Consider the following 25,714-nt stretch of genomic DNA (forward strand, 5'->3'; position numbering starts at 1 on the left):
GTGAACCCGTCCCGTACACAGGTTACGGTCACCGGCATGACGTCGATGTGGGGTGCGCCCGCTCTTTCGCGGGTGCGGGCCTGGCGGCAGGCACGCCGCGACCCGCGGCAGGCGAAGTTCCTGACCGCCGACTCGCTGCGCTGGGTACTGCGCAACCACGCGTACACGCCCTGGTACCTGGTCCGGTACTACCGGCTGCTCAAGTTCCGCCTCGCCAACCCGCACATCATCCTGCGCGGGATGCTGTTCCTCGGGAAGGACGTCGAGATCCACTGCCGCCCCGGCTACGGGCGACTGGAGATCGGCCGCTGGGTGCACATCGGCGACGGCAACGCCATCCGCTGCCACGAGGGTTCGCTGCGGATCGGCGACAAGTCCGTGTTCGGCCGCCAGAACGTCATCAACTGCTACCTCGACATCGAGCTCGGCGCGGCCACGCTGGTCGCCGACTGGGTGTACATCTGTGACTTCGACCACGTCATTTCGGACATCCACGTCCCGATCAAGGACCAGGGCATCGTGAAGACGCCGGTCCGCATCGGCCCGGACACGTGGCTCGGCACCAAGGTCAGCGTGCTGAAGGGCACCCGCATCGGCCGTGGTTGTGTGCTCGGCGCCCACGCGGTCGTCCGTGGTGACATCCCGGACTACTCGATCGCCGTCGGCATGCCGGCCCGCGTGGTGCGTAACCGCGAAGACGACTACGCCGCCGACACCGCGCGCCGCGAGGCCGTCGCGGACATGGCCCGCAAGGCGAACAAGGCCCTGCAGAAAACTCTCGGCGAGCAGTAGATCCACTCAGGTCGGTCGTCGCCGATCCGGCGATACTGGCCGGGTGGGGGAAGTCCGTACGCTCTGGGCCTCGGTCGTCTTGGCGCTGTGCGCCGTGGGGCTGCTGCTCGTCGTCCCGTTCCTGGTGTTGCAGGGTTCCTGGCGAGCTTTCCGGTGTTCGGCACGAGCTCGTACGAGGGCGACGGCTACCTGACCTGGGCAGCCTGGCTCGGCACGGGACTGCCGCTGATCGGCGTCGTCGTGGCGGCTCTCGGGCGGCGCCGCGGGTGGACGTGGTTCTTCGCGATCTGCCTGGTCGTGGCCGGTGCGAGGTGGGTGGACGACGTCCGCCACGCCCCGCCGCCGTCACCCTCGCCGGAGCCGAGCCACTGCGTCGAACGCAGCGGCGGCGGCAACGAATGCCCGGGCGGCTGACTACTCCTCGAACGTCATCTCGGGCGGCGGCCGGCGGAAGCCGCGGGTGATCGCCGCCAGCACGACGATCCCGATCGCCAGCCAGACCAGGCCGAAGATCAGCGCGATGCCGTCCAGGTTGATCAGCAGCCAAAGATCGACCACGGCGCCGATAGCCGGGAAGACCACCCAGGTCAGCGCACGTTTCCCGGACCGGTCACGCAACCACGTCGCGATCACGCTGACGTTGACGAACGTGAACGCGGTGAACGCGCCGAAGTTGATGAACGACGTCGACGTGCTGACGTCCAAGGCCAGCGCGACCAGCCCGACGAGCCCGGTCAGGACGATGCCGAACACCGGCGTCGCGAACTTCGGCTGCAGCTTGCCGAAGACCCGCGGCAGGACGCCGTCGCGGCCCATCGCGAACATCAGCCGCGACGCGCTCGCCTGCGCGGCGATTCCCGACGCGAACTGAGCCACGACCAGACCGGCGAGGAAGAACGACGCGAAGAGGTTGCCGCCGATCGTGGTCGCGATTTCGAACGCGGCCGACGACTCGTCGGTGAACGAACTGCCCGGGTGCGCGAGCTGGGTGAAGTACGCCAGCACGATGAAGATGCCACCGCCGATCAACGCGGTGAGCAGGATGGCCCGGGGAATCGTCTTGCGCGGCTCGATCGTCTCTTCGGTCAACGTCGTCACGGCGTCGAACCCGAGGAAGGAGTACGTCGCGAGCGCGGCACCGCCGGAGATCGTGCCGAGCGTGGCGCCGGGGTGGAAGAACGGCTGCGTGCTGGCCAGCGGATCCCCGACGTGCAGTACCTGCTTGATCGAAAGAACGACGAAGAAGCCGATCACCAGGATCTGGAACGCCATCAGCACGAAGTTCGCCTTTTCGGCGATCTTGATGCCGAGGACGTTGAGGATCGTCGTCAGCAGGATAAAAGTGATCAACCAGAGCCAATTGGGCACGCCCGGGAACTCGGCCGAGAGGTAGGCGCCGCCGATCAGCCAGATCACCATCGGCAGGAAGAAGTAGTCGAGCAGCACCGCCCAGCCGACGAGGAACCCGGCGCGCGCGTCGACCGCTTTCCGGACGTAGGTGTACGCCGAGCCGGCGACGGGGTGGGTGGCGGCCATCTTCCCGTAGCTGGCCGCGGTGAACAGCATCGCGACCAGGGCGAGCAGGTACGCCGAGGGCACGGTGCCCTCGGTCGTCGTCGCGACGATGCCGAAGGTGCCGAGCACGATCAGCGGCGCCATGTAGGCGAGCCCGAACAGGACGACGCCGGGCAGGCCGAGCCGGCGCTGCAGGGCGGCCGGGGCCGCGGCCGTGGAGGTCATCGGTCGTCTCCTTCGCGTGGACGCCAGCGGTCCGGGTCGATCCGGCCCTGGTAGAGCGGCAGGGGCAGCGGCGCGTCGGCCGGGGTGAACTGCTCCCACATCCGGTTGGTGCCCGCGGTGCCCTCACGGCGAACACGCGCCACCTCGTCGAGGTCGATCGTGTGCGCGAGGACGCCCTCGCCAGGCCCAGACAGCGCGCCGAGGACGTCCCCCTCCGGCCCGACGAGCAGGCTGTCGCCCATGCCGAACGGCCCCGCCGTGTTCACGCTGGCGACGAACACCTGGTTGACGATCGCGTTCGCCCGGGCCAGCACCAGTTCCTGGGCACGGTCGGGGGTAGTGGTCTGGACGGGGTTGAGCACGACCTCGGCCCCCATCCAGGCAAGGTGCCGTGTCACCTCGGGGAACCACGCGTCGTAGCAGATCGAGAAGCCCACTCGCCCCGCGTCGGCCAGATCGGCGACGACGAACTCCTTGCCGGGGTCGTACGGCTCGTGCGGCCGCCACGGGAAGACCTTGCGGTACCAGCCCGCCAGCTCGCCTTGAGGAGAAAAGACCAGGGCCGTGTTGAACAGCTCGCCGTGGTCACCTTCTTCGCAAACGGTGCCCGGCGCGAGCCAGATCCCGAGGTCACCGGCCAGTTCGCCGAGCTGCTTGGTCCGCGGCCCGTGCAGCGGTTCGGCGGCGGCCCGCAGCTGCTCGGTGCGTTTGCCCCCCTCACCGTCGACGCCGCAGAGGTGCAGCTCAGGGAACGCGACGAGGCGCGTGTCCGGAAACCGGCGAAGCACGGTCTCGACCTCGCCCGCGTACTCGGCCAGGGCGCCTCCGGCTGGCCTCGGCGGCGCTTGCACCAGAGCGATGGGCAGTGGTCGCGACATGGACGGAAAATAGTCCATCTTGAACACTTAAACAAGAGTGATCAGGATGAGCAATTTGTGCGGTACGGTCGGTTCATGGCCACGGCAGACCTGGACGCTCCCGCCCTGACCGGCATCCGGCGGCTGTCGGCGCTGGACACGGTCCGCGCCCGGATCGCCCTCGCCGTCGACCTGCGCCTGCTGAAGCCGGGGGAGCGCCTGCCGCCGAACGGCGACATCGCCCGAGCCCTCGGCGTCGCCGAGATCACGGTCCGCCGCGCCCTGGAGACGTTGGCCGAAGACGGCCTGATCGAGCGACGCCGCGGCCGCGGCGGCGGCACCCTGGTCGCCGAGCACCCCCCGGGGAAGCGGGTCAACGAGGTCGTCGCCTACTTCGAGTCGGCCGCCGAGGTCCGCGAGCTGATCGACCACCGCCTGGTGCTGGAGACGGGCTTGGTCCAGCTGGTAGCCAGACGCCGCCTGGACGTCGAGCGCCTCCGGGAGCTGGTCGCCCGGATGGACACGGCGACAGGCTGGGCGGAGTTCCACGAGCTGGACGCGGAGTTCCACCGGACGGTCGCCGCACCCGGCCCGCCGGCCGCGGTCCGCCAATACGAGGCGGTGCTGGTGGAGCTGTACCGGTTCTACTTGCCGTACCCGATGCAGAAGCTGCGCGAGTCCAACGGCGAGCACGCGAAGCTGGTGAAGGCCCTGGCCTCAGGAAACCGCGAGGCGGCGACCCGCATAACCCGCGACCACGTCGGAGGACTGCACCAGACGATGTTCGTCGGCCTGTCCTGACCTGCGTTTTCACCCGTGGTCGAGTGCCGACCACGGGTTCGGGCCGGAAGCGAGCAGGATCGACCCCAGCAGGGCTGTCACCTTCTTCGACACGGGCAAACGAGGGTCAGCGGTTGCGCAGCTGCTCCCGGACCTCCATCAGCGCGAACCCGAGCAGGTTCAGCCCACGCCAGTAGTCCGGCTTGTCCGCGTTCTTCTCCTCGCGCGCGAGGCCGCTGCCCCAGACCAGGTCCTTCTTCGACGCCTCGACGAGCACGGCGTCACCGGTGCCGAGGAGGAAGCGGCGCAGGTCGCGGTGCGCGCCGAACTTGGCGAGGTTGCCGTCCACGACGATGTCGTAGCGGTGCCGCTCCCACGTCTCGTTGTCGTACCCGGAGACCTCGCGGCCGAGCACCTTCGCCGTCTTCGGGTCGGGTGCCTGCCGGATCAGCTCGGCCTTCTCGTGGTCGCCGAACAGCTCGGCCTTGCCCGCCATCATGTAGTGCTCGGCGGACGGGTAGCGGACACCGTCGACCTCGAACGGGTCCACCCACCACTGGCTCAGGCAGCTGGCCGTCGCCCGCCCCGTCTTGGACGGCGCGTGGCCGTAGAACAGCAGGTACTCGGGCTCCGCACCCTCGTGGACCTTTTCGCACAACGCTTCGACACTGCGGACTCCGTCGACCTTCACAACCATCCGCCTAGTGGACCACAGCGCTCACAGCAGGAAGTGGAAGAGGGGGCTCCCGGGCTCGATCCGCTCCACCTGCAGCGGGCTCGCGTCCATCCGGGCGAGCAGTCCGGGCAGGTCGGCCGAGCGCGGGATTTCGATGCCGACCAGCGCCGGGCCCATCTCGCGGTTGGTGCGCTTGACGTACTCGAAGCGCGTGATGTCGTCTTCAGGACCGAGTACCTGCTCCAGGAACCGCCGCAGCGCGCCCGGCTCCTGCGGGAACCCGACCAGGAAGTAGTGCTTCAGTCCTTCGTGCATCAATGAGCGTTCGAGGATCTCGCTGTAGCGGCTGACGTCGTTGTTGCCGCCGGAGACCACGACCACCACGGTCTGGCCGGGCTCGACGTCGACGACCGAGCCGAGAGCGGCCGCGGCGAGCGCGCCCGCGGGCTCGGCGATGATGCCGTCCGACTGGTACATCGCCAGCATCTCGGTGCAGATCGCGCCCTCGACGACCGACGTCAGCTCGGCGCCGCTCTCGCGGATCAGCGGGTAGGTGACGCTGCCGGCGATGCGCACCGCGGCGCCGTCGACGAACGAGTCGAGCTCGGGCAGCCGCACCGGGTGCCCGGCGGAAAGGGCCGCCGCCATGCAGGCCGCGCCCGCCGGCTCGACGCCGACGATCCGGACCTCGGGGTGCCGCTCCCGCAGGAAGCTGCCGACGCCCGCGAGCAGCCCGCCGCCGCCGACTGGCACGACCACGACGTCGGGCACGAAGCCGAGCTGCTCGATCACCTCCAGCGCGACCGTGCCCTGGCCGGCGACGGTCCGGACGTCGTCGAACGCGGGCACCAGCGTCGCGCCGGTGCGCTGGGCGTCCTCGTTGGCGGCCGCGAAGGCGTCTTCGTACGTCTCGCCGACGACGATGACCTCGATGTGCGCGCCGCCGAGCGTCGCGATGCGCTCGCGCTTCTGCCGCGGCGTGGTCCCCGGGACGTACACGCGCCCGTTCGCGCCGAGCCGGCGGCACGCGTACGCGACGCCCTGCGCGTGGTTGCCGGCGCTCGCGCAGACGACGCCGAGCGCGCGCGTCGGGGCGTCGAGCTGGACGATGAAGTTGTAGGCGCCGCGGATCTTGTACGACCGGACGGTCTGCAGGTCCTCGCGCTTCACCCAGACCTGGGCGTCCACCCGGGAAGACAGCCGCGCGCTCGGCTCCAGCGGCGTGCGGGTCACCACCCCGGCCAGCCGCTCGGCGGCCTTTTCGATGGTCGCTGCGGTCACCGTGTCGATGTCGTGCACCTGGGTGAATCTACGACTCCGGCGCCGTACCCGATCCGGCTACCCCTTGGGCACCGCCGGGTACGGCACGAACGTGCTGGTGTTCTCGTCGACCGTGAGCTGCTTGCCGATCGTCGGGAACGCGCGCTGCGAGCAGGCGGGGCGTTCGCAGACTTTGCAGCCCATCCCGATCGGGGTAGCCGCCGCGGGCTCGTCCAGGTCCAGGCCCGTCGAATAAACGAGCCGTCCCGCGTGCCGCAGTTCGCAGCCCAGGCCGACCGTGAACGTCTTTCCCGGGCTGCCGTAACCGCCGATGTTGCGCGACACCGTCCGTGCGATCCAGAAGTAGCTCTTGCCGTCGGGCAGTGTCGCGATCTGCGTCAGGATCTTCCCCGGCTGGGTGAACGCCTCGTAGATGTTCCACAGTGGACAGGCGCCGCCGACGCGGGAGAAGTGGAACCCCGCCGCGGACTGCCGCTTCGACATGTTCCCGGCCCGGTCCACACGCACGAAGGAGAACGGCACCGCGCGGTGCTTCGGACGCTGCAACGTAGACAGCCGGTGGCAGACGGTCTCGAAGCCGACGCCGTAGTGGTCGCACAGCCGCTCGATGTCGTACCGGAAGCTTTCGGCCGTGGCCAGGAACGGTCCATAGGGGAGGATCAGCGCCCCGGCGAAGTAGTTCGCCAGGCCGACGCGGGCCAAGGACCTCGCCGCGGTGCCGGAAAACGCCCACGAGTCCGCCAGTTCGGTGATCAGGTCGTCGTACTCGAGCAGGGCGATCTGTGAGGCCATCCGGAACGCCTGCTGCCCGACGCGCAGGCTCGGCGCGAGCCGCAACGTCCGGCTCAGCGGCTCGTAGCGGTGCTGCTGACCTGCTGCTTCGTCGATGCCGGCGCTGGTCACCTCGACGCCGTAGCGCTGGGAAAGGCAGTCCTTCAACGCCCCGAGTACCTGGCCGCGCCGCAGCGGGATGTCGGCCGCCATCTTCTCGGCGCGTTCGTCCAGCTCGGCGACGTAGTTCTCGCGCTCGTAGAAGAAGTCGCGAACCTCCTCGTGCGGCAACGCCGAGGCCGCGCTGCCGTGCAGGCCCAGGCCGTTTTCGGTGGTCAGCGCGGCGGTGTTCTCGACGGCGTGGCGGTAGCTGCGGTGCAGCTTGACCAGGGCCTGGGCGATCGCCGGCAGGTTCGTCGCCAGCTCGTTGAGCTCGCTCGTGGTCACGTCGACGCCGAGGGACTCGTCGAGCAGCGCCTCCTTGACGTCGGCCACCAGCCGGGACGTGTCGTTGTTGGCGAAGAACTCGGTGTCCACGCCGAACGCCTGCGTGATCCGCATCAGGACGGGCACGGTCAACGGGCGCGAGTTGTGCTCGATCTGGTTGAGGTAGCTCGGTGAGATCTCCAGCACACGGGCGAGGTCGGCCTGGCTCATCGCCCGGCTTTCGCGGAGGTGCCGCAGCCGCGCTCCGGCGAAAGTCTTCTCCATCCGAGGCCGCCTTTCCGGAAGGTTTCCGGTCCTGAACGGTTACGTGAACGGTCAAGAACGCGGATTTTCGTGGCCGTTGCGAACCGGCGATTCGCAACCTTTGCAAGGAGCGTACGTATCCTTCGCACAAATTGGCAAATTGGACGACTGGATCGGATTTCCCCTGGCGTGCAGTGTTCAGGCCAAGCAAGGCGAGCAATCGCAAACTTCGCAACACCGGGAGAGTCCGATGACCGAACAGGCCAAGCAGGCGGCCGCGGAGCTGACCGCGAAGTGGGCGAACGACCCCCGCTGGGCGGGCGTGCAGCGCTCCTACTCGGCCGAGGACGTCGTCAAGCTGCGCGGCAGCGTCGTCGAAGAGCACACCCTGGCCCGCCGCGGCGCGGAGAAGCTGTGGGACCTCCTGCACACCGAGGACTACATCCACGCGCTGGGCGCGCTCACCGGCAACCAGGCCGTCCAGCAGGTCCGCGCCGGCCTGCAGGCGATCTACCTGTCCGGCTGGCAGGTCGCGGCCGACGCCAACCTGGCCGGCCAGACCTACCCCGACCAGAGCCTCTACCCGGCCAACTCCGTGCCGGCCGTGGTCCGCCGGATCAACAACGCGCTGGGCCGCGCCGACCAGATCAACTGGGCCGAGGGCAACACGGACATCGACTGGTACGCCCCGATCGTCGCCGACGCGGAGGCCGGCTTCGGTGGCCCGCTCAACGCGTTCGAGCTGATGAAGGGCATGATCGCGGCCGGCGCCGCGGGTGTGCACTGGGAAGACCAGCTCGCGTCCGAGAAGAAGTGCGGCCATCTCGGCGGCAAGGTGCTGATCCCGACCAAGCAGCACGAGCGCACGCTGAACGCCGCGCGCCTCGCCGCCGACGTCCTCGACGTGCCGACCCTCGTGGTCGCCCGCACCGACGCGCAGGCCGCGACGCTGCTGACCAGCGACGTCGACGAGCGTGATCAGCAGTTCCTCACCGGCGGCCGCACCGCCGAGGGCTTCTACGAGGTCACCAACGGCATCGACCCGTGCATCGAGCGCGGCCTGGCCTACGCCCAGTACGCCGACCTGCTCTGGATGGAGACCTCGAAGCCCGACCTCGAGGTGGCGCGCAAGTACGCCGAGGCGATCAAGGCGAAGTTCCCGGACCAGATGCTGGCCTACAACTGCTCGCCGTCGTTCAACTGGAAGAAGCACCTGGACGACGCCACGATCGCGAAGTTCCAGCGCGAGCTCGGCCACATGGGCTACAAGTTCCAGTTCATCACGCTGGCCGGCTTCCACGCCCTGAACTACTCGATGTTCGACCTGGCGCACGGTTACGCCCGCGAGGGCATGACCGCCTACGTCGACCTGCAGGAGCGCGAGTTCGCGTCGGAGGCCCGTGGTTACACCGCCACGAAGCACCAGCGCGAGGTCGGCACCGGTTTCTTCGACCAGGTCGCGACCGCCCTGAACCCGACCAGCTCCACCACGGCGCTGAAGGGTTCCACGGAGGAAGCCCAGTTCTGACGCACTTCGCGGGCCGGCGGCGACCCCCTGCGCCGCCGGCCCGCGACCCCCACTTCCCTTCCCTGCACAGCTCTGCTCGCGGAGGCACCCCATGGTTGATCGACTGAACTACCGCATCGAGGTCACCGGGCCGGTCGAGGGCCGGTTCGCCGAAATCCTCACCCCGGCGGCACTCGACTTCCTGGCCAAGCTCGACAACACGTTCGCCGGCCGCCGGCGCGAGCTGCTCGACGCCCGCCGCGTGCGCCGCGAGGAGCTGCAGTCGGGGGAGAAGCCGCTCGGTTTCCTGCCCGAGACCCGCCGGATCCGCGACGACGAGTCGTGGAACGTCGCGCCGACCGCGCCGGGGCTGGAGGACCGCCGCGTCGAGATCACCGGCCCGACCGACCGCAAGATGACGGTCAACGCGCTGAACTCCGGCGCGAAGGTGTGGCTGGCGGACTTCGAGGACGCGACGTCGCCGACGTGGAACAACGTGATCGACGGCCAGCTGAACCTGTTCGACGCGATCCGCCGCAACATCGACTTCACCACCGAGGCCGGCAAGCAGTACACGATCGGGGACGACCCGGCGACGATCGTCGCGCGTCCCCGCGGCTGGCACCTGGTGGAGAAGCACATCCGCATCGACGGCCGTCCGGTGTCGGCGAGCCTGGTCGATTTCGGGCTGTTCTTCTTCCACAACGCCCGCCAGCTGCTCGCCCGCGGCGTCGGCCCGTACTTCTACCTGCCGAAGCTCGAGAACCACCTCGAAGCGCGGCTGTGGAACGACGTCTTCCTGCTGGCCCAGCGCGAGCTCGGCATCCCGCGTGGCACGATCCGCGCCACCGTGCTGATCGAGACGATCACCGCCGCGTTCGAGATGGACGAGATCCTCTACGAACTGCGCGAGCACGCCGCGGGCCTCAACGCCGGGCGCTGGGACTACATCTTCAGCATGATCAAGAACTTCGCCGCGCACGGCGCCGACTTCGTGCTGCCGGACCGCGCGCAGGTCACGATGACCGTGCCGTTCATGCGCGCCTACACCGAGCTGCTGGTGCGGACCTGCCACAAGCGCGGCGCGCACGCCATCGGCGGCATGGCCGCGTTCATCCCGAGCAAGGACCCGGAGATCAACGCGAACGCGCTCGATAAGGTCCGCGCCGACAAGGAACGCGAGGCCGGCGACGGTTTCGACGGCTCCTGGGTCGCGCACCCCGGCTTGGTCCCGGTCTGCCGTGAGGTGTTCGACGGCGTGCTCGGCGGCTGGCCGAACCAGCTCGGCAAGCTCCGCGAGGACGTCGACGTCACGGCCGAAGACCTGCTGGACGTCGCCAGCGCCGGCGGCGAGGTCACCGAAGCGGGTGTCCGCGCGAACATCAACGTCGCGCTGCGCTACGTCGACGCGTGGCTGCGCGGCACCGGCGCGGCGGCGATCCACAACCTGATGGAGGACGCGGCCACCGCGGAGATCGCGCGCTGCCAGATCTGGCAGTGGATCCGCAACGGCACGAAGCTCGAGGACGGCACCGCGCTCACCCGCGAGCTCACGGTCGAGTTCCTCGACGACGAGCTGGCGTCGGTCCGCGCCGAACTCGGCGACGGCAACCGCCTCGGCGACGCGTACGAGATCTTCACCGAGACCGCGCTCGGCGAGAAGCTGCCGAGCTTCCTCACCACGGGTGCCTACGCGCGGTACCTCACAGACGCCCGGTAGCAGGGCTCCGACCGTCCCTACCTGACGAGGGGCGGTCGGCACCACACCCTTGTTGGGATGGTGTGGTCCGGAACCGGTCCGACGGCGGTGGCTCCCCGCCGTCGGACCGGTTTCGTTTATTTCGGCGTACCTTCCCGGCATGAGCCTGAGCTTCCCGGGCGAGTCGCCCGAGTACCGCGTCGCGCGCGACAGCCTGCTGGAACGAGAAGTCGCGTTGCGGCGCGAACTCGAGGCGATCGCCGAGCAACGCCGCGACCTGCCGCCTGGCGGTCCGGTGCCCGAGGACTATGTCCTCCAGAGCGACAACGGCGAAGTGCGACTGTCCGATTTGTTCTCTCCGGGCAACGACACTCTGGTCGTCTACCACTACATGTTCCCGCGCGACCCCACCGACGACCGGCCCGGTCCGGCATCGGGAGAAAGCGCGCGGCTGACCCTCGCGCAAGGCCCGTGCCCGTCCTGCACGGCGTTGCTCGACCAGCTCGACGGCGCGATGGAGCATTTTTCGCCACACGCCGACTTCGCCGTCGTCGCGCGAGCGCCCATCGACCACCTGCTGACGTTCGCCGCCGAACGAGGCTGGCGCCGGCTGCGGCTGTTCTCGTGCGCGGGCACCACGTTCAGCCGGGACTACCACGGCGAAGAGACCGACGGCAGCCCGCGGCCGATGCTCAACGTCTTCCACCGCGGCGACGACGGGATCCGCCACTTCTGGGGCTCCGAACTGCTGTACGAGCCGGCCGAACCGGGCCAGGACCCGCGCCACGTCGGGACGATCGAGCCGGTGTGGAACCTGTTCGACCTCACCCCGCACGGCCGTGGTCCGGATTGGGACGAGCAGCTCAGCTACTGCCACGAGTGAGCGGTGCGACCGGCCCGGTCGCACCGCTCACGACGTCACTTCACCGCGTACGCCCGGAGCACGGTCTGCCGCACCGTGTTCCCGCCGTCGTCGGACGCCGTGGCCCGAAGCGAGACGAAACCCTTCGCCGGGTTCCGCACGCAGACCGTCCAGTGGTCACCCGTGCGCGTGACCGCGGCGGGCTGCCACGTGCGGCCGTCGTCGGCGGACGTCTCGACGGTCAGCTTCGTCCCCGTGCCGCCGCCCTGTCGCTCGACGTAGGCCGGGAACGTGAACAGCCGGCCGCCCGGCGTCGTGTTCCGCAGGTCGACAGCGGGGTCGAACCGCGCGGTCAGCAGCGGCAGGGCTTGGCCGTCCGATGCCGACGAGGAGCGGAACGTCCACTCCGCCGAGACGTCCGTCGACAGCGGCCACCAGTCCGCGTGCCGGTGGGCTTCGGCGGTGAGCCGGTACGCGCCGTCGGCGTCCGGCACCGGGATCATCGCCAGCGTCGGTTCGCCCGAAGGCTCCACCGGCACCGCGGCGCCGTCCCGCCACAGACTCACCGAACCGGTGTCCCCGACGAAGGACTCCGGCTTGCGCGGCCGTCCGGCACTGTCGCCGAAAAACGGCAACCACATGTCGAAGACGCCGTCCTTCCGCCACGCCCACGGCCGCGGCGCCTCCCCTGACTGGGTGACGGTCAGGCCGCGCAACGTGGGCCCGGCCACCGCTTTGTTCCAGGCCAGCTGGTACTTCCGGCCCGCCGCCAGGTCGAGTTCCTGGGACAGCTCACCGCGGAGACCGGCCGTCCACACCGATTCCCACTTGCCGGGGGAGTAGTACTCGGACCGCTCCTGCTGCGCGGCGACGGGCTCGGTGTAGCCGTACCCGACCATGCGGCCGAAGAACTCCCGGCCGGCGACGTACCGGACCTCCCCGGGCGCGTTGTCGTAGTAGGACGCGCGCACCTCGGCGAGGTCACGCGTCTTGGGCCGCAGCACCCGCGGCGTCGTGACCTGCCGCTCGACGCCGTCGCCGAGTTCGTAGCGGAAATTCGGCGACGGACGGCTGACCACCGTCGCCGTCGCCCCGCCGGTCTTCGCGAGCGCCGTGAACCGCCGGCCGGTGACGCTCTGCGCGCTCCAGATCGTCGGCAGGGTCAGCGCCGGCAGGCCGCCGCCGAGCACGCTCGCCGCGGTCGTCCCGTCGGACAGCTCGACCATGCCGAGCTTCGCACCGGCGTGCTCGACGTTCGCGAGCCGCTGGTATACCTCGCCGATCGTCACGGTCAGCGGCAGGTGGAGGACGACGAGCTTGCCGTGGGCGTCGATCTTCGCCAGGTCCTCGGGGGTGCCTTCGCCGCCGAACACCACCGGCAGCGTGCTGCGCCCGGCCGGCGCGGCGGACTCCAGCCACACACCCCGGACGTCGAACGGCGTTCCGTCGTCGGCCGACAGCTCCAGCTCCGGCTCGGTGGCGCGCCGCTCCTGGCTGAAGGCGAACGTGCCGGACGACGTGCCCGGCACGGTCGCGGCGAACGCCTGGTCGAAGCGCGGGTCGAGGTCGAACCCGTCGGAGAAGACGCACGAGCAGCTCGTGATCCGGCTCAGCTGCTCGACGGACTGGGTGCCGCCGCGCGCCGCCGGGTTGTCCGGCTCGAGCGACACCGGTTTACCCTCGCGTGCGTCGAAGGTCTGCGTGACGTCGTGGTCGAGGACGAGTTCGGGGTAGCTGATGAAGCTGTGGCTCGGCTCCTGCCCGGGCCGTGGCGTCTCGATGACGGTGTTGACGGCGTAGCGGCCACGCGGCAGCCGGTAGGTGCCCGGGTCAGCCTGGGTGAGTGTGCCGGTGTCGAGGTCGATGAGCGAGATCGGCGGGTAGCCGGTCGGCACCCACGGCTTGCCGTCCCGGTCGGCGAGCCCGATGGTCAGGTTGTACATCTCGTCCTCCTGGCGCACCGACAACGCCGTGCGCGTGGTGACGTCGCCGGCTCGCGCGGTGAGGATCCCGGAGTAGGTGCCGGGGTGGCCGTCCCGCGCCGTCGCGGTCAGCTCGACCGGGGCGCTGCCGCCCGCGGGCACCGTGACCGTGGCCGGGAAAGTGACCAGGCCGTCGGGCACGCCGGCGAGCGAGAGCGCCAGCGTGACCGGCGTGGTGTCGGAGTTGTACCAGGTGACGGTGCTCTTCCCGGTCGTCCCGTGGTTCGGCCACGGCAGGTAGACCGACGCGCCGCCGGTGGCGGTGACCGGCGTGGTCGTCGCGCGGGCGACGTCGACCCGGCCGCTGCCGACCGCCGTGGGCGCGGCGCCGACGTCCTTCGCGGTGCTGGTCAGCGCCGCCTTGAGCCGGTCGCTGGCCCAGTCCGGGTGCTGCTGGGCCAGGATCGCGGCCGACCCGGCGACGTGCGGCGTCGCCATCGAGGTGCCGTCCAGCGTCTGGTAGTAGTCGCCGACGGGCTCGCCCAGCGGCGGGACGCCGGCCGGTCGCGCCGCGGTGATCGACTCGCCGGGCGCGGCGACGTCCGGCTTGACCGCGCCGTCGCCGATCCGCGGACCACGGCTGGAGAACGGGCTGAGAACGTCCTGCTTGGAAACGCTGGCGACGGCGAGCGCCGCGTCGGCGGCGGCCGGGCTCGAGACGGACTCGTCCTGACCGAAGTTGCCCGCGGCGACGACGAAGAGCGTCCCGTACTGGCGCGTCAGCGTGTTCACCGCTTCGGACACCGGGTCGGTGCCGTCGGACGGGCCGCCGCCGAGGCTCATGTTGACGACGCGGGCGTGCGCGTCGGCCGTGGCCCACTGCATGCCGGCCAGCACCTCGTCGAACGTGCCGTTGCCGTCGTCGTCGAGCACCTTCCCGACGGCGAGCGCCGCGTCCGGTGCGACGCCCTTGTACCGCCCGCCGGAGGCCGCGCCGGAGCCGGAGATCGTCGACGCGACGTGCGTGCCGTGCCCGGAACCGTCCGCGACGCTGCCCTTGCCGGTGAAGTCGCGGCTCTGCGCGATCCGGCCGGCCAGGTCGGGGTGCGTGCCGTCGACGCCGGTGTCGAGGATCGCGACCGGCACGTCGCGGCCGGTCAGGCCCGCCTGCCACGCGATGGGCGCGCCGATCTGCGGCACGCTCTGGTCGAGCGTGGCGTGCACCTTGGCGTTCAGCCACACCTTCGCCGCGCCCGCGGACAGCGTCGCGGGAGCGGTGGTGAGCTGGTTCCAGAACGTCGTGGCGTCCGACTTCGGCTCGTCGAGCGCGGTGTAGCCGAGCGTGGTCCGTTTGGCGGCCACGCCGGTGCGGGCGGCGACGGCCGGGCCGGCCTGGCGCACCAGCAGCGGCACGTGCGGGGTGTGCGCGTCGTCGTAGCCCTGACGCAGCAGGCCGGTGACGTTGAAGAGCTGCTCGTCGAGCCGCCCGGCCCGGACAAGCTCGGCAGCGTCGCCCGGGACGACGTACTGGTCGCCGCGGCGGGTGTACTGCCGGATCGGCACCGGACGGCCGCGCCGCGCGGGCAGCACCCGCACGTCCGGGCCACTGACCAGCACCTGGTCGCCGGTGAGCAACGTGATCTTGACCGGTGTCGCGGCCGCGACACCGTCCGGTGCGGCCTCGGCGGCGGGTGCGCCGAGCACGCCCGCGGCCAGCGTCACCGCGAGCACCGCGGTGATCGGTTTTCTCATCGGATCAATCCTCGCTGTCGATGGACTTTCCGCCTTCTGGAACCGGGCCGGCACGAGCGGAAGTTGCCCGCTGACGGAATTAGCGGCCATCCGGGGCAACCCCACCGGCGGCCGACCCGGTTGGACAGAGTGGAAGGCGACGAGGAGGACGAGTGAAACGTTCGGACGAAACGGGGTACCGCGACTACGTCACGGCCCGGATGGAGGTCCTGCGGCGCACCGCGTACCTGCTCTGCCGGGACTGGCACCTCGCGGACGACCTGGTGTCGATCACGATCGGGAAGCTGTACCGGCACTGGCCGCGGGCCCGGCAGATGGAGTTCCTCGACGCCTACGTGCGCCGCATCCTCGTGCGGACGTGGCTGGACGAGAAGGGCCGGGCGTGGCGGCGGGAAGAGCCGTCCGAGACCGTGCCCGAGCCCGCGGTGCTGCCGAGCGACGACGTCGTGGCCCGGCTCGGCCTGCTCGAACTGCTCGACGCGCTGCCGCCGCGGCGCCGGGCGGCCGTGGTGCTGCGCTACTACTGCGATCTCTCCATCGAGGAGACGGCCGAGATCCTCGACTGCTCCGCCGGGACGGTCAAGAGCCAGACCGCGCGCGGGCTCGACACCCTGCGCGTGCTGATCGCCGCGAGCCGGAACTGAGGGAGGGCACATGAGCAAGGAACTGTTCGACGAGGCGATCGGCACCATCCCGCCGTCCACCGTGGACGTCGACGCGGTGCTGGACCGGGAACGCCGCCGCGCGTGGGTCCGCCGGGTGGCGAACCCGTGGACCGCGGCCGCCGCGGGCGTGGCGGCGGTGGCCGTCGGCGCGGCGCTGCTGTTCGTGCCCGGCGGCTCCGGTGGGACGGCAGTGGCGCCCGGTGCGAACGGCACGCCCTCGGCGCCGCCGACCCCCGAATCGTGTGGGATGGACCCGCGGCCGACCGGGCCGCCGCTGGCCCAGAACCCGGCCGTGGTCGCCGCCCGGCTCTCGCCGGTGCTGAAGGCGGCCGTCCAGCAGCGGGTCGCCGCGGGGACACAGCTGACCGCGCACGCCGACGGCGAATACCCGAAGGGGACCCAGCACGGGCCGCTGACCTTCTACCACGTGTTCTCCACTCCGGTGCTGGAAGACGGCGGCGTGTGCAGCGGCGGTGAGGACTACTTCATGGCCGCGGCGACGACGTCCGATGGGCCGCGCAGGGGCAACGTCTGGGCCATGGTGACCCGGCTCGGTGGCGTCAACGGCCCCCCGACCGAGTGTTCCAACCCGCCGAACGACATGACGGGGTCGTGTTCCAAGACGACCGGGCCGCACGGCGAGATCGTCGTCGAATCGACGATGACGAGCCCCGGCGGTCCCACGGTCGACCGCTCGACAGTCACCAAGCCCGACGGGACCGGGGTCATCGTGGAGGCACAGAACGTCGCCGGAAGCGCGAAGCAGGTCGGCGAGCCCGAGATGCCGGCGCCGCCGCTGAGCCTCGCTCAGCTGACGGAGGTGGCGCTCGACCCGGCGCTGACGCTCTACCCCTGAGCGGCCAGGAGGACCTTCGCGGCCGCACGGGCCGTGCTCGCCTCGCCCGGGTCACCGGTGATCGCGGCGAGCACGGTCGCGCCCTCCACCAGCGAGAACAGCTGGTCGGCGACGCCGTGGTCAGGAACCAGACCACGCAGGTAGGCCCGCAGCTCGTCCTTGTGCTTGCGGATCGCGGCGGCGATCCCGGGCGCCGGTTCGCCGAACTCGCCGAACGAGTTGACGAACGCGCAGCCGCGGAAGCCGGGCTCGCGGAACCAGTCGTGCAGCCAGTCGAACACGGCCAGCGGGTCGTCGCCCCGGGCGTGGACGAATTCGCGCAACGACCGCCGCCAGCGTTCGTCGCGGCGCAGGAGGTAGGCCTCGACCAAGTCGTTCTTGGCCGGGAAGCACTGGTAGAGCCGTTTGAGCGAGACGCCGGACCGCGCGCGGACGGCGTCCATCCCGACGGCCTGCACGCCGTGGGCGTAGAAGAGCTCCTCGGCGGCTTCCAGTAGCCGGTCGGTCGCCTCCGTGGGATTCATGTCACCTGCCTCTGGTGCGGAGAATGAGCGTTCTCTACTCTAGCGGCAGGCTGAGAGAACGGCCGTTCTCTCGGTTCCGGTCTCGGAAGGAGCCGTCCATGACCCCGCGCCCGCCGTTCCCGCCGTTCGACGAGGACACCGCCCGCCAGAAGGTCCAGGCCGCCGAGGACGCGTGGAACACCCGCGACCCGGAGCGGGTCTCGCTGGCGTACACGGAGGATTCGGTGTGGCGCAATCGCGACCAGCACGTCGTCGGCCGCGCGCGGATCGTCGAATTCCTGACCGCGAAGTGGGAGCGCGAACTGGACTACGCCCTGCGCAAGGAGCTGTGGGGGTTTCGCGGCAACCGCATCGGCGTCCGCTTCCAGTACGAGTCCCGCAACGCCGACGGCCAGTGGTTCCGCAGCTACGGCAACGAGCTGTGGGAGTTCAGCGACGAGGGCCTGATGCGCCGCCGCGAGGCGAGCATCAACGACGTCCCGATCGCCGAGGCCGACCGCCGCATCTTCGGCCCGCGCCCCGAGTCCGAGCACGGCGTCCTGCTGCCGGTCTTCTAGCCGCTTCCGCCCGCAGCGGAACCACACCCGCCCGCCAGTTTCCGTCGGCATCCTCGGGGTCATGACGGCACCGGCGTTCGGCGGCGAAGTGAGCGAGTACTACCAGCGGTTCCGCCGCGGCTACCCGCCCGAGGTCGCGGACGCCCTGGTCAGCGCGTGTGGTCTCACACGCGACGACGTCGTGCTCGACCTCGGCTGCGGCAGCGGCCAGCTCACCCGGGTCCTGGCGCCGCGAGCCGGTGCCGTGCTGGGCATGGACCCGGAACCGGACATGCTGGCCGAGGCCCGCCGGGCGACGGCCGAGCCCAACGTCACCTGGCTCCTGGGCGCGGACACCGATGTCCCCGCGCTGACCACAGCCCTCGGCCCCGGCCGGCTGGGCGCGGTGACCGTGGCGCAGGCGTTGCACTGGATGGACCACGAGCGGCTGTTCGCGGCGGTGCGCCCGCTCCTACGCCCCGGCGGCGGTGTCGCGGTGGTGACCAACGGCGAGCCGCTGTGGCTGCAGGACACCGCGTGGTCGGCCGCGCTACGACAGGTCCTGTCCGACCACCTCGGCGTACCGCTGCACCGGACGTGCGGCACCGACACGGCGAGCCAGGAGCGCTACCGAGACGCTCTCTCGGCTGCCGGATACGCCGTGGACCTGCGGGTTGTCGAATACTCGGCCACACTCACCGTCGAGGAGATCGTCGGTGGCGTGTTTTCGGCCATGAGCCCGGACCAGCTCCCGGCCCCCGACGCGAGGCCCGAGTTCACCGAGCGCGTCCGGCGCGCGGTCGAGCCCTGCGGCCCGCTGCGTGAACACGTCCAGGTCCGGATTTTGACCGGGGTCCGCTGACGGGCGAATCGGTCACGGTAGGCGATTACGTAGCCGCCCGTGGTGTTCTCCCTATTGTTTCGCCGGGAGGGGGCGCGGATGCTCGCTGCGTGGTGCCCGTCGCGCCACTGCTCCCCGAGGAGTCCCGATGACCAGCAAGTTGAGCGCTGTGCTTGTTTCGCTTGTCGCCCTTTTCGCCTGCGCATCCGTCGCTGCCGCGGCCACGGCCACCCCGTCTGCGCACCCGGACCGCGTCCAGGTCCGCCACTTCTGAGCCGCCCGGTACCTACAGTTCCGGGACGCCGGCCGCGACCGGTTCGAACGCGTTGCCGGTGGCGATCTTCGGCCGGGGCAGTTCCACCGGTTCACCCGGCTTCGCGCGCCGGTAGACCGCGGCGGTCGCCTCGGCGATCCGGCCCCAGTCGAAGTCGGCGGCCAGCCGGGCCTGCGCCGCCTGAGCCCGCCGCGCCGCGGCGTCCGCGTCGTTCAGTACCGCTGTCACCGCGTCGGCCAGGGCACTGACGTCACCTGGGCCGAACGCCAGCCCGGTCTCGCCGTGGACCACGACCTCACCCAGCCCGCCGGCGGTCGACGCCACCAGTGGCGCCTTCGCGGCCGCGGCCTCCAGGGCGACGATCCCGAACGGCTCGTACCGGCTGGGCAGGACCACGGCGTCGGCCGCGGCCAGCGCCGCACGCAGGTCCCGGTCGGACAGGTGTCCGACGAAGTCGACCGCACGCCGCACCCGCAGCTTCCGCGACTGCTCGACGAGCTCGTCGAAGTGCCGTCCTTTTCCGGCCACGACCACTCGCGTGCCGGGGTGGCGCCGCCGGATGCGGGGGAGCGCGGCCAGCAGGTCCTGGACACCCTTCTCCCACTCGAGTCGTCCGAAATAGAGCAACAGCGGCGCCCCGGCCGGGCTGTAGACCTCGCGGGCGTGGGCGATTTCGTCGGCCGGCACCTGCCAGCCGCGTTCCTCGATGCCGTTGTGGATCACCGTGACGTCGTCGGCCTCGAGCTCGAAGAGGTGCGCGACCTCGCGGCGCATGGCCTGCGAGCACGTGATCAGGGCGTCGGCCCGGTTGGCCAGCCACCACTCGACCGAGTGAACTTGCTGGTTCAGCGGGTGCGACAGCCAGCCGGAGTGCCGTCCGGCTTCCGTGGCGTGGATCGTGCCGACGAGCGGCACCCGCGCGGCCTCGGCGATCGCGATGGCCGGATGCGCGACCAGCCAGTCGTGCGCGTGGACGACGTCCGGCTGCCAGCTCCGCAGCAGGTCCTGCGCGGCGCGGACCATGGCGTGCCCCATGGCCAGCGTCCAGGCGACGAGGTCCCGTTCGAAGGTCACGTGCATCGGGTCTTCGGCGACCCGGATGATCCGCACGCCCTCGACGACGCGGTCGGTGCGCGGGTGCGTCCCGGCGTCGGTGCCGGCGGCGTGCCGGCACAGGACGACGACCTCGTGACCCTGCCGGACCAGGTGGCAGGCGAGCGCGTGCACGTGCCTGGCCAGGCCACCGATGGCCACTGGCGGGTACTCCCAGGACAGCATCAGCACACGCATGCGGAGAGGTTACTCGCGAGTCGGAAGTGCCCGGCGGCACCCGGGGAAGCCGACTCACGAGGGATGTCGCTAATGTGACGACGATCACTGGCCGGGTCCGGGATCTCTGCCACCATCGGCCAGGATGACTCCTTCTGAAGACACCGGCTGGCGGCGGCTCGACCCCGTCCTGCCCACCCCGTGGTCCGCCGACGTCGGCCCGGACAACGCGCTGCCCGAGTACCCGCGGCCTCAACTGACCCGGCCTCGCTGGCTGAACCTCAACGGCGTCTGGGAGTACGCGGGCTGGCCGGCGGCCGCGGACGAGCCCCGGCCGTCCGGCTACGCCGAGCGGATCCTGGTGCCGTTCCCGCCGGAGTCGGCGTTGTCCGGAATCGGACGACGCGACGAGGTTCTCTGGTACCGCCGCCTCGTCGAGATCCCGGACGACTGGCGCGGCGACCGCATCCTGCTGCACTTCGGCGCGGTCGACCAGAAGGCCCAGGTCTGGGTCAACAACCAGCTCGTCGTGACGCACGAAGGCGGCTACACGGCGTTCAGCGCGGACATCACCGACGTCCTGCGGTCATCGGACCCGCAGGAGCTGACCGTCCGAGTCGAGGACCGCACGGACATCGAGCCTTTCCCGGTCGGAAAACAGCGCAACACTCCTGGCGGAATTTGCTACACGGCGTCGTCGGGCATCTGGCAGACGGTCTGGCTCGAGCCGGTGCCCGCGGCTCGCGTCGAACGGCTGGACCTGACCCCGGACCTCACCGGCGTGACGGTCTTCCCGCAGGTCACAGGCGGCGACGAGGTCGTGGTCGTCCTTTCGACCACCGAGGGCGAGGTGGCGCGCGGCTCAGGCGGAGCTGGCACGTCGGTGCGTGTGGACGTTCCCGAACCACACCTCTGGACCCCCGACGACCCGCACCTCTACACCCTGGAAGTCCGGCTGCTCGACCATCACGGCGCGGTCCTGGATGAGGTCGGCAGCTACACGGGCCTCCGGACCATCGGCCTGATCCCCGACGCCGACGGCCGCCCGCGGATCGCACTCAACGGCCGGATCACCTTCCTCCACGGCCCGCTCGACCAGGGCTACTGGCCCGACGGCATCTCGACCGCGCCGACCGACGACGCCCTGCGGTTCGACCTCGAAAAGACGAAGGAGCTGGGCTTCAACTTCGTCCGCAAACACGTCAAGGTCGAGCCGGCCCGCTGGTACTTCTGGGCCGACACGCTGGGCCTGGTCGTCTGGCAGGACATGCCGTCCCTGACGGTGTCGTTCGACGGCCCGCCCGGCATCGCGCCGGACCCGGTTCCGCAGGCGCGCGAGCGGTTCGAAGCAGAATTGATCAAAATGATCACGCAGCTACGTGCGGTCCCGTCGATCGTCGGCTGGGTGCCGTTCAACGAGGGCTGGGGCGAGTACGACACGGCCCGTGTCGCGGAATTGGTCAAGTCGCTCGACCCGACCCGGCTGGTGATCGCCAACAGCGGCGTCAACTGCTGCTTCTCCCGCCCCGACGCGGGTGCGGGTGACGTCTACGACGACCACACGTACGTCGGCCCCGGAGAACCGGCGGTCCGCGACGGCCGCGCGATCGTCGACGGTGAGTACGGCGGCCTCGGCCTGGTCCTGGACGACCACCGCTGGCCCGGGCCGCCGAACGCGTACGAGATGACCTCGACGTCGGAACGGCTCACCGAGCGCTACGCGGAGGTGAGCGCCCGCTTGGAGAGAGTGATCGCGGAGCGCGGCCTGTCCGGCGCCGTCTACACCCAGACGACGGATGTCGAAAACGAGGTCAACGGTCTGCTGACGTACGACCGCGAGGTCATGAAGGTCGACCCGGCGATCGTGGCGAAGTGCGCCCGCGCGGTGATCGACGCGGGCTCCGGCTGACTTCGGCAACGTCCCGACGCAGGGTTGCTGCCAGGCTGTCGTCGGACTTCGGCAACGACCAGAGACTCCGCGACCGGTTTGGCAACCTCTGGCCGTGGCTAGGTTTCGGCAACCGCGGCGAGCAGGGCAGCGCGACCGTGGTCGAGTGCCGACAACAACGCGCCTCGCAGCGCTGCCGAGTCCGTCACCGCGCCCGCCTCCACCCGGACCGGGCCCGGCGTCGCCGCGGTGACCGTCTGCCGGATCTCGGCCACCAGTTCCGGACGGCTCCCGGCCGGGCCACCCAGCAGGACCACGTCCGGGTCGACGATGGTGCAGATCGCGGCCACGGCCCGGCCGAGCGTCGCGCCCAGCTGCCGTAGTCGCGAAGCGGCGGCGGCGTCGCCCTCGGCCGCGCGTGAGAGCGTGGTCAGAATCGCGTCCACGTCCAGCGACGGCGCGTCCGACCTGCCGAAACCCTGGCCTGCCAGTGCCTCGGCGAGCGTCGCGCCCGAGCTGTCCAGGTAACCGATCTCGCCTGCCAGACCGTGTGCCCCGCGGACGAGCTGGTCGCCGACGTAGAGACTCACACCGAGCCCAGCGCCGACATAGACGTAGACGAAGCTCTTCGCGTCCCGCGCCGCGCCTTCCCTGCGTTCGGCGAGCGCCGAGAAGTTGACGTCGTTGTCGAGCAGGACGTCCCGGCCGACTTCGCCGGCCCGGATCGTGCCCTCGGGGAACGGCGACCCGGGGAGCGCGACGACCTCGTGCGTCACCGGGTCGACCGGGTTGGCGACCGAGACCGCCGTCGCGCGGATCGGCCCCGGCCCGCCGCTGCTGGCGGCGGCGACGGCGGCACGGACCGCCGTGGTCATCGGGTGACCATCCGGCGCGTGGTGGTCGGCGGCCAGGACCGTGCCGGTCAGGTCGGTCGTCACCGTGCGGATGCCCTGCTGGTTGACCTCCACGGCGACGACCCGGCCGGCGTCCGCGGCCAGTTCGTAGAACGTCGCGATCCGGCCGCGGCGGCCGGTCTGGTCGGTGCCGGTGGCCTGCAGCGCGCCCGCCGTCTCGAGCCGCCGGACGGACTCGGAGATCGTCGGCTTCGAGATCCCGGTGGTCGCGGCCAGCTCGGCGCGCGTGGTCCGGTTGTGGACGAAGACGTGGTCGAGCACCGCGCGGTCGGTCATGGCCCGCAGCATCGCCAGGCGCGGGAGCGGCCGGTCGGGGTCGGACATCGCACCTCTTGTGGCTGGGGACGGACGGGGTTACCGTAGCGAGGACATTCTAGTAAGGAGTCCTAACCAAAAGATCGCGGAGGACACCGATGACCACCACAGAACTGCCGGCGAACATGGCCGAAGCCGTCACGCGGACCAAGAGCGAACTGCGCGCCCGGGTTGGCGACGTCGCCGGCGCGTTCGCCGAAGTCCGGGAGTGGATGCGGCGGGAGGTCGACGCCGTTGCCGCCGACCAGGACGCTTTCCCCGTGGTCCGATTCCACGACATCGCCGACGGGACCGTGCCCCAGCGGACCGTGGACGCCGTCCGGCGGCGAGGCTGTGCCGTCGTCAAGGGCACCTTCGCGCGCGAAACAGCCGAAGGCTGGGACGCCGGGCTCGCTGCCTACCTGGCCGACAACGACTTCGCGGGGACCTACCAAGGCCCGGCCGACGACGTCTTCGCCGGGCTCGCCTCCGGTCAGCCGCAGATCTACCCGGTCTACTGGTCGAAGCCGCAGATCCAGGCGCGCCAGCACGAGAACATGGTCGCCGTCCGGCGATTCCTCAACTCCTTCTGGCGGCACGAGTCCGAGGGTCGCGTCTGGTTCGACCCCGATCGCGACACGGCCTACCCCGACCGCATCCGGCGTCGCGCTCCCGGGTCGGCATCGCTCGGGCTGTCCGCGCACACCGACTCCGGCTCGGTCGAACGCTGGCTGCTGCCCGCGTACCAGCAGGTGTTCCGGCACGTCTTCGCCGGAAACTGGCAGAACTACGACCCGTGGGACGGCGCCCGCCGCACCGACGTGGACGAATTCCCGTCCACCGTCATGTGCTCGGCCTTCCGCACGTTCCAGGGCTGGACGGCGTTGTCGGAAATGCGACCGGGCGACGGCGTCCTGCAGGTGGTGCCGATCCCGTCCGCGATCGCGTACGTCCTGCTTCGCGCGCTCCAGGACGACATCCCCGACGACGACCTCTGCGGCGCCGCCAACGGTCAGGCCCTGCCGGTCAGCGACAAGTACCACGACGACCTGCTGCCGGCACTGACCTCGATTCCCGCCGTCGAACCGGGCGACACGGTCTGGTGGCACGGCGACGTCATCCACGCCGTCGCCGACGGCACCAATCCGGACCGCTGGGGAAACGTCATGTACATCCCGGCGAGCCCGCACTGCGCGAAGAACGCCGCGTACGCCGAAAAATGCGGTCGGGCATTCCTAGCTGGCAAGAGCCCGGGCGATTTCGCGCCGGAAGACTACGAGGTGAACTGGACCGGACGCGCCACCGTCGACGACCTCAACGACGTCGGACGCGCTCAACTCGGCCTGTGAACGTGCCGGGGCGGGAGGCCACCGCCCCGGCACGGCGGAGCCGGGATCTACAGGTGCAACCAGAGTCCCAGGTGGAGACCCAGGATGTTGATGTGCCCGTGGTGATGGTGGTGGCCGACGCACAGCAGGCAGTGGCGAGCCTGGCCGGCCACGTCGGACTGCGGCGCGGCCGAGGCCGTACCCACCGCCGGTCCGGCCAGCAGCAGCCCGAGTGCCACGGGGAACGCGGCCAGCGCGGCCCGGCGTCTGGAGGTGCTCATCGGTGATCCCTTCTCGCACGCTACGACGCCGGAGTGGCGTCGTGAAAAGTATTCGGTGCGGAGCGGGGAAAACGGCAGGCTGATCACCCGCGGTTCGACCGTCCGGATCACGAAAACCGTTTTCAGGCGTGTTTCCGTGATACCCGAACGGCCGCTGGAACCCGTCGATCCGGTGAAATCCGGGGACACCGGGGGAGCGCGCCCCGAACCGCTGTCACGCGGGAAGGGCCGCCTCAATGGCCTTGACGACCGTCTCGTCCTCGGGCTCGGTGCGCGGCCGGAACCGCGCGAGGACCTCGCCGTCGGCGCTGACGAGGAACTTCTCGAAGTTCCACTGGACGTCGCCGGACGCGCCCTCGGCGTCCTCCGTCTTGGTCAGCTCCGAGTACAGCGGGTGCCGCTCGTCGCCGTTGACGTCGATCTTCTCGAACAGCGGGAAGGTGACGCCGTAAGTCGTGGAGCAGAACGTCTGGATCTCCTCCGCGCTGCCCGGTTCCTGCCCGGCGAACTGGTTGCACGGAAAACCGACCACGGAGAAGCCCCGGGCGCCGAATTGCTCCTGCAGCCGCTCCAGGCCGGAGTACTGCGGGGTCAGGCCGCATTTCGACGCGACGTTGACCACCAGCAGCGCCTTGCCGGCCAGCGCACCCAGCGAGCTGTCCTGCCCGTCGAGCGTCTTGACCGGAATTTCGTGGATCCCCATCCGATGGGTCCT

Annotated in this window: 23 protein-coding genes; 12 read left to right on the forward strand and 11 right to left on the reverse strand. The window is 70.5% G+C overall.

All coding sequences use genetic code 11. The features are described from left to right. Positions 1-36: 36 nt before the first annotated feature. Together ACIOD2_RS23580 and ACIOD2_RS23585 are read left to right on the forward strand one after the other, a co-directional pair. On the forward strand, positions 37-792 hold the full coding sequence (locus tag ACIOD2_RS23580) for an acyltransferase (RefSeq protein WP_247061820.1): 756 nt from the start codon (positions 37-39) through the stop codon (positions 790-792). A gap of 153 nt (positions 793-945) precedes the next feature. Beyond that, the gene (locus ACIOD2_RS23585) at positions 946-1,206 is read left to right on the forward strand and encodes a hypothetical protein (RefSeq protein ID WP_400541651.1); all 261 of its coding nucleotides are present in this window, start codon (positions 946-948) and stop codon (positions 1,204-1,206) included. Here the strand turns inward: ACIOD2_RS23585 and ACIOD2_RS23590 are convergent, their stop codons facing one another. Next, entirely contained in the window at positions 1,207-2,532 is a 1,326-nt protein-coding gene (locus ACIOD2_RS23590) for an APC family permease (protein ID WP_400541654.1), read from the reverse strand. Then, complete coding sequence (locus ACIOD2_RS23595; RefSeq protein WP_400541657.1) at positions 2,529-3,410, reverse strand: carbon-nitrogen hydrolase family protein; 882 nt, start codon at positions 3,408-3,410, stop codon at positions 2,529-2,531. The genes ACIOD2_RS23590 and ACIOD2_RS23595 overlap by 4 nt, the downstream gene beginning before the upstream one ends. A 75-nt stretch (positions 3,411-3,485) precedes the next feature. On the opposite strand from ACIOD2_RS23595, the gene ACIOD2_RS23600 reads away from it, so the two are divergent. Continuing rightward, a complete protein-coding gene (locus ACIOD2_RS23600; RefSeq protein ID WP_400541660.1) occupies positions 3,486-4,190 on the forward strand; it encodes a FadR/GntR family transcriptional regulator in 705 nt (234 codons plus the stop codon). A 106-nt stretch (positions 4,191-4,296) separates the two neighbouring features. Here ACIOD2_RS23600 and ACIOD2_RS23605 read toward each other — a convergent pair whose 3' ends face one another. Genes ACIOD2_RS23605 through ACIOD2_RS23615 form a run of 3 tightly spaced genes read right to left on the reverse strand, consistent with a single transcriptional unit; the run spans position 4,297 to position 7,608 of the window. Further along, on the reverse strand, positions 4,297-4,866 hold the full coding sequence (locus ACIOD2_RS23605; protein WP_400541663.1) for an NADAR family protein: 570 nt from the start codon (positions 4,864-4,866) through the stop codon (positions 4,297-4,299). A 21-nt stretch (positions 4,867-4,887) separates the two neighbouring features. Then, a complete protein-coding gene (gene ilvA, locus ACIOD2_RS23610) occupies positions 4,888-6,144 on the reverse strand; it encodes a threonine ammonia-lyase IlvA (protein WP_400541666.1) in 1,257 nt (418 codons plus the stop codon). A 39-nt stretch (positions 6,145-6,183) separates the two neighbouring features. After that, positions 6,184-7,608 (reverse strand): short-chain fatty acyl-CoA regulator family protein, encoded by a 1,425-nt coding sequence (locus ACIOD2_RS23615; RefSeq protein WP_400541669.1) that lies wholly within the window; start codon positions 7,606-7,608, stop codon positions 6,184-6,186. Between the two features lie 229 nt (positions 7,609-7,837). Between ACIOD2_RS23615 and aceA the strand changes: the two genes are divergently transcribed. From aceA to ACIOD2_RS23630, 3 genes are all read left to right on the forward strand, one after another. Then, positions 7,838-9,115 carry an isocitrate lyase gene (gene aceA / locus ACIOD2_RS23620; protein ID WP_247061830.1) on the forward strand — a complete coding sequence of 426 codons (1,278 nt, stop codon included), beginning with the start codon at positions 7,838-7,840 and terminating at the stop codon, positions 9,113-9,115. Positions 9,116-9,206: 91 nt separating this feature from the next. Continuing rightward, positions 9,207-10,814, forward strand: coding sequence for a malate synthase A (gene aceB, locus ACIOD2_RS23625; RefSeq protein WP_400541673.1), 1,608 nt, complete (start codon positions 9,207-9,209; stop codon positions 10,812-10,814). A gap of 139 nt (positions 10,815-10,953) precedes the next feature. Then, the gene (locus ACIOD2_RS23630) at positions 10,954-11,676 is read left to right on the forward strand and encodes a DUF899 family protein (protein ID WP_400541676.1); all 723 of its coding nucleotides are present in this window, start codon (positions 10,954-10,956) and stop codon (positions 11,674-11,676) included. Positions 11,677-11,711: 35 nt separating this feature from the next. Here the strand turns inward: ACIOD2_RS23630 and ACIOD2_RS23635 are convergent, their stop codons facing one another. Further along, positions 11,712-15,329, reverse strand: a complete 3,618-nt coding sequence (locus ACIOD2_RS23635) for a S8 family serine peptidase (protein WP_400541679.1) — start codon at positions 15,327-15,329, stop codon at positions 11,712-11,714. Between the two features lie 152 nt (positions 15,330-15,481). On the opposite strand from ACIOD2_RS23635, the gene ACIOD2_RS23640 reads away from it, so the two are divergent. Together ACIOD2_RS23640 and ACIOD2_RS23645 are read left to right on the forward strand one after the other, a co-directional pair. Beyond that, positions 15,482-15,973: a SigE family RNA polymerase sigma factor gene (locus tag ACIOD2_RS23640; RefSeq protein WP_400541682.1), complete on the forward strand. Its 492-nt coding sequence runs from the start codon at positions 15,482-15,484 to the stop codon at positions 15,971-15,973. A 10-nt stretch (positions 15,974-15,983) separates the two neighbouring features. After that, entirely contained in the window at positions 15,984-16,850 is an 867-nt protein-coding gene (locus ACIOD2_RS23645; protein ID WP_400541685.1) for a hypothetical protein, read from the forward strand. On the opposite strand, the gene ACIOD2_RS23650 is transcribed toward ACIOD2_RS23645, so the two are convergent. Further along, positions 16,841-17,374, reverse strand: a complete 534-nt coding sequence (locus ACIOD2_RS23650) for a TetR/AcrR family transcriptional regulator (RefSeq protein WP_392761274.1) — start codon at positions 17,372-17,374, stop codon at positions 16,841-16,843. The two genes, ACIOD2_RS23645 and ACIOD2_RS23650, sit on opposite strands and share 10 nt — an antisense overlap. A 98-nt stretch (positions 17,375-17,472) precedes the next feature. On the opposite strand from ACIOD2_RS23650, the gene ACIOD2_RS23655 reads away from it, so the two are divergent. Both ACIOD2_RS23655 and ACIOD2_RS23660 read left to right on the forward strand, forming a co-directional pair. Further along, positions 17,473-17,931 (forward strand): nuclear transport factor 2 family protein, encoded by a 459-nt coding sequence (locus ACIOD2_RS23655; RefSeq protein WP_323337524.1) that lies wholly within the window; start codon positions 17,473-17,475, stop codon positions 17,929-17,931. A 61-nt stretch (positions 17,932-17,992) separates the two neighbouring features. Beyond that, positions 17,993-18,772, forward strand: a complete 780-nt coding sequence (locus tag ACIOD2_RS23660; protein WP_400541689.1) for a class I SAM-dependent methyltransferase — start codon at positions 17,993-17,995, stop codon at positions 18,770-18,772. 265 nt (positions 18,773-19,037) lie between these two features. On the opposite strand, the gene ACIOD2_RS23665 is transcribed toward ACIOD2_RS23660, so the two are convergent. After that, the gene (locus tag ACIOD2_RS23665; RefSeq protein ID WP_400541692.1) at positions 19,038-20,315 is read right to left on the reverse strand and encodes a glycosyltransferase family 4 protein; all 1,278 of its coding nucleotides are present in this window, start codon (positions 20,313-20,315) and stop codon (positions 19,038-19,040) included. A gap of 124 nt (positions 20,316-20,439) precedes the next feature. Here ACIOD2_RS23665 and ACIOD2_RS23670 point away from each other — a divergent pair, with 124 nt between their 5' ends. Beyond that, on the forward strand, positions 20,440-22,203 hold the full coding sequence (locus ACIOD2_RS23670; RefSeq protein ID WP_400541695.1) for a glycoside hydrolase family 2 protein: 1,764 nt from the start codon (positions 20,440-20,442) through the stop codon (positions 22,201-22,203). A 98-nt stretch (positions 22,204-22,301) separates the two neighbouring features. Here ACIOD2_RS23670 and ACIOD2_RS23675 read toward each other — a convergent pair whose 3' ends face one another. Continuing rightward, a complete protein-coding gene (locus tag ACIOD2_RS23675; protein WP_400541698.1) occupies positions 22,302-23,420 on the reverse strand; it encodes an ROK family protein in 1,119 nt (372 codons plus the stop codon). A gap of 89 nt (positions 23,421-23,509) precedes the next feature. On the opposite strand from ACIOD2_RS23675, the gene ACIOD2_RS23680 reads away from it, so the two are divergent. After that, complete coding sequence (locus ACIOD2_RS23680; protein WP_400541701.1) at positions 23,510-24,739, forward strand: YbiU family protein; 1,230 nt, start codon at positions 23,510-23,512, stop codon at positions 24,737-24,739. Between the two features lie 47 nt (positions 24,740-24,786). Here the strand turns inward: ACIOD2_RS23680 and ACIOD2_RS23685 are convergent, their stop codons facing one another. Together ACIOD2_RS23685 and ACIOD2_RS23690 are read right to left on the reverse strand one after the other, a co-directional pair. Further along, positions 24,787-24,999 (reverse strand): hypothetical protein, encoded by a 213-nt coding sequence (locus tag ACIOD2_RS23685; RefSeq protein ID WP_400541704.1) that lies wholly within the window; start codon positions 24,997-24,999, stop codon positions 24,787-24,789. Between the two features lie 214 nt (positions 25,000-25,213). Continuing rightward, positions 25,214-25,702 carry a glutathione peroxidase gene (locus tag ACIOD2_RS23690; RefSeq protein ID WP_400541707.1) on the reverse strand — a complete coding sequence of 163 codons (489 nt, stop codon included), beginning with the start codon at positions 25,700-25,702 and terminating at the stop codon, positions 25,214-25,216. Between the last annotated feature and the right edge of the window lie 12 nt (positions 25,703-25,714).

This window comes from Amycolatopsis sp. NPDC088138, assembly GCF_044741685.1.
GTDB lineage: Bacteria > Actinomycetota > Actinomycetes > Mycobacteriales > Pseudonocardiaceae > Amycolatopsis.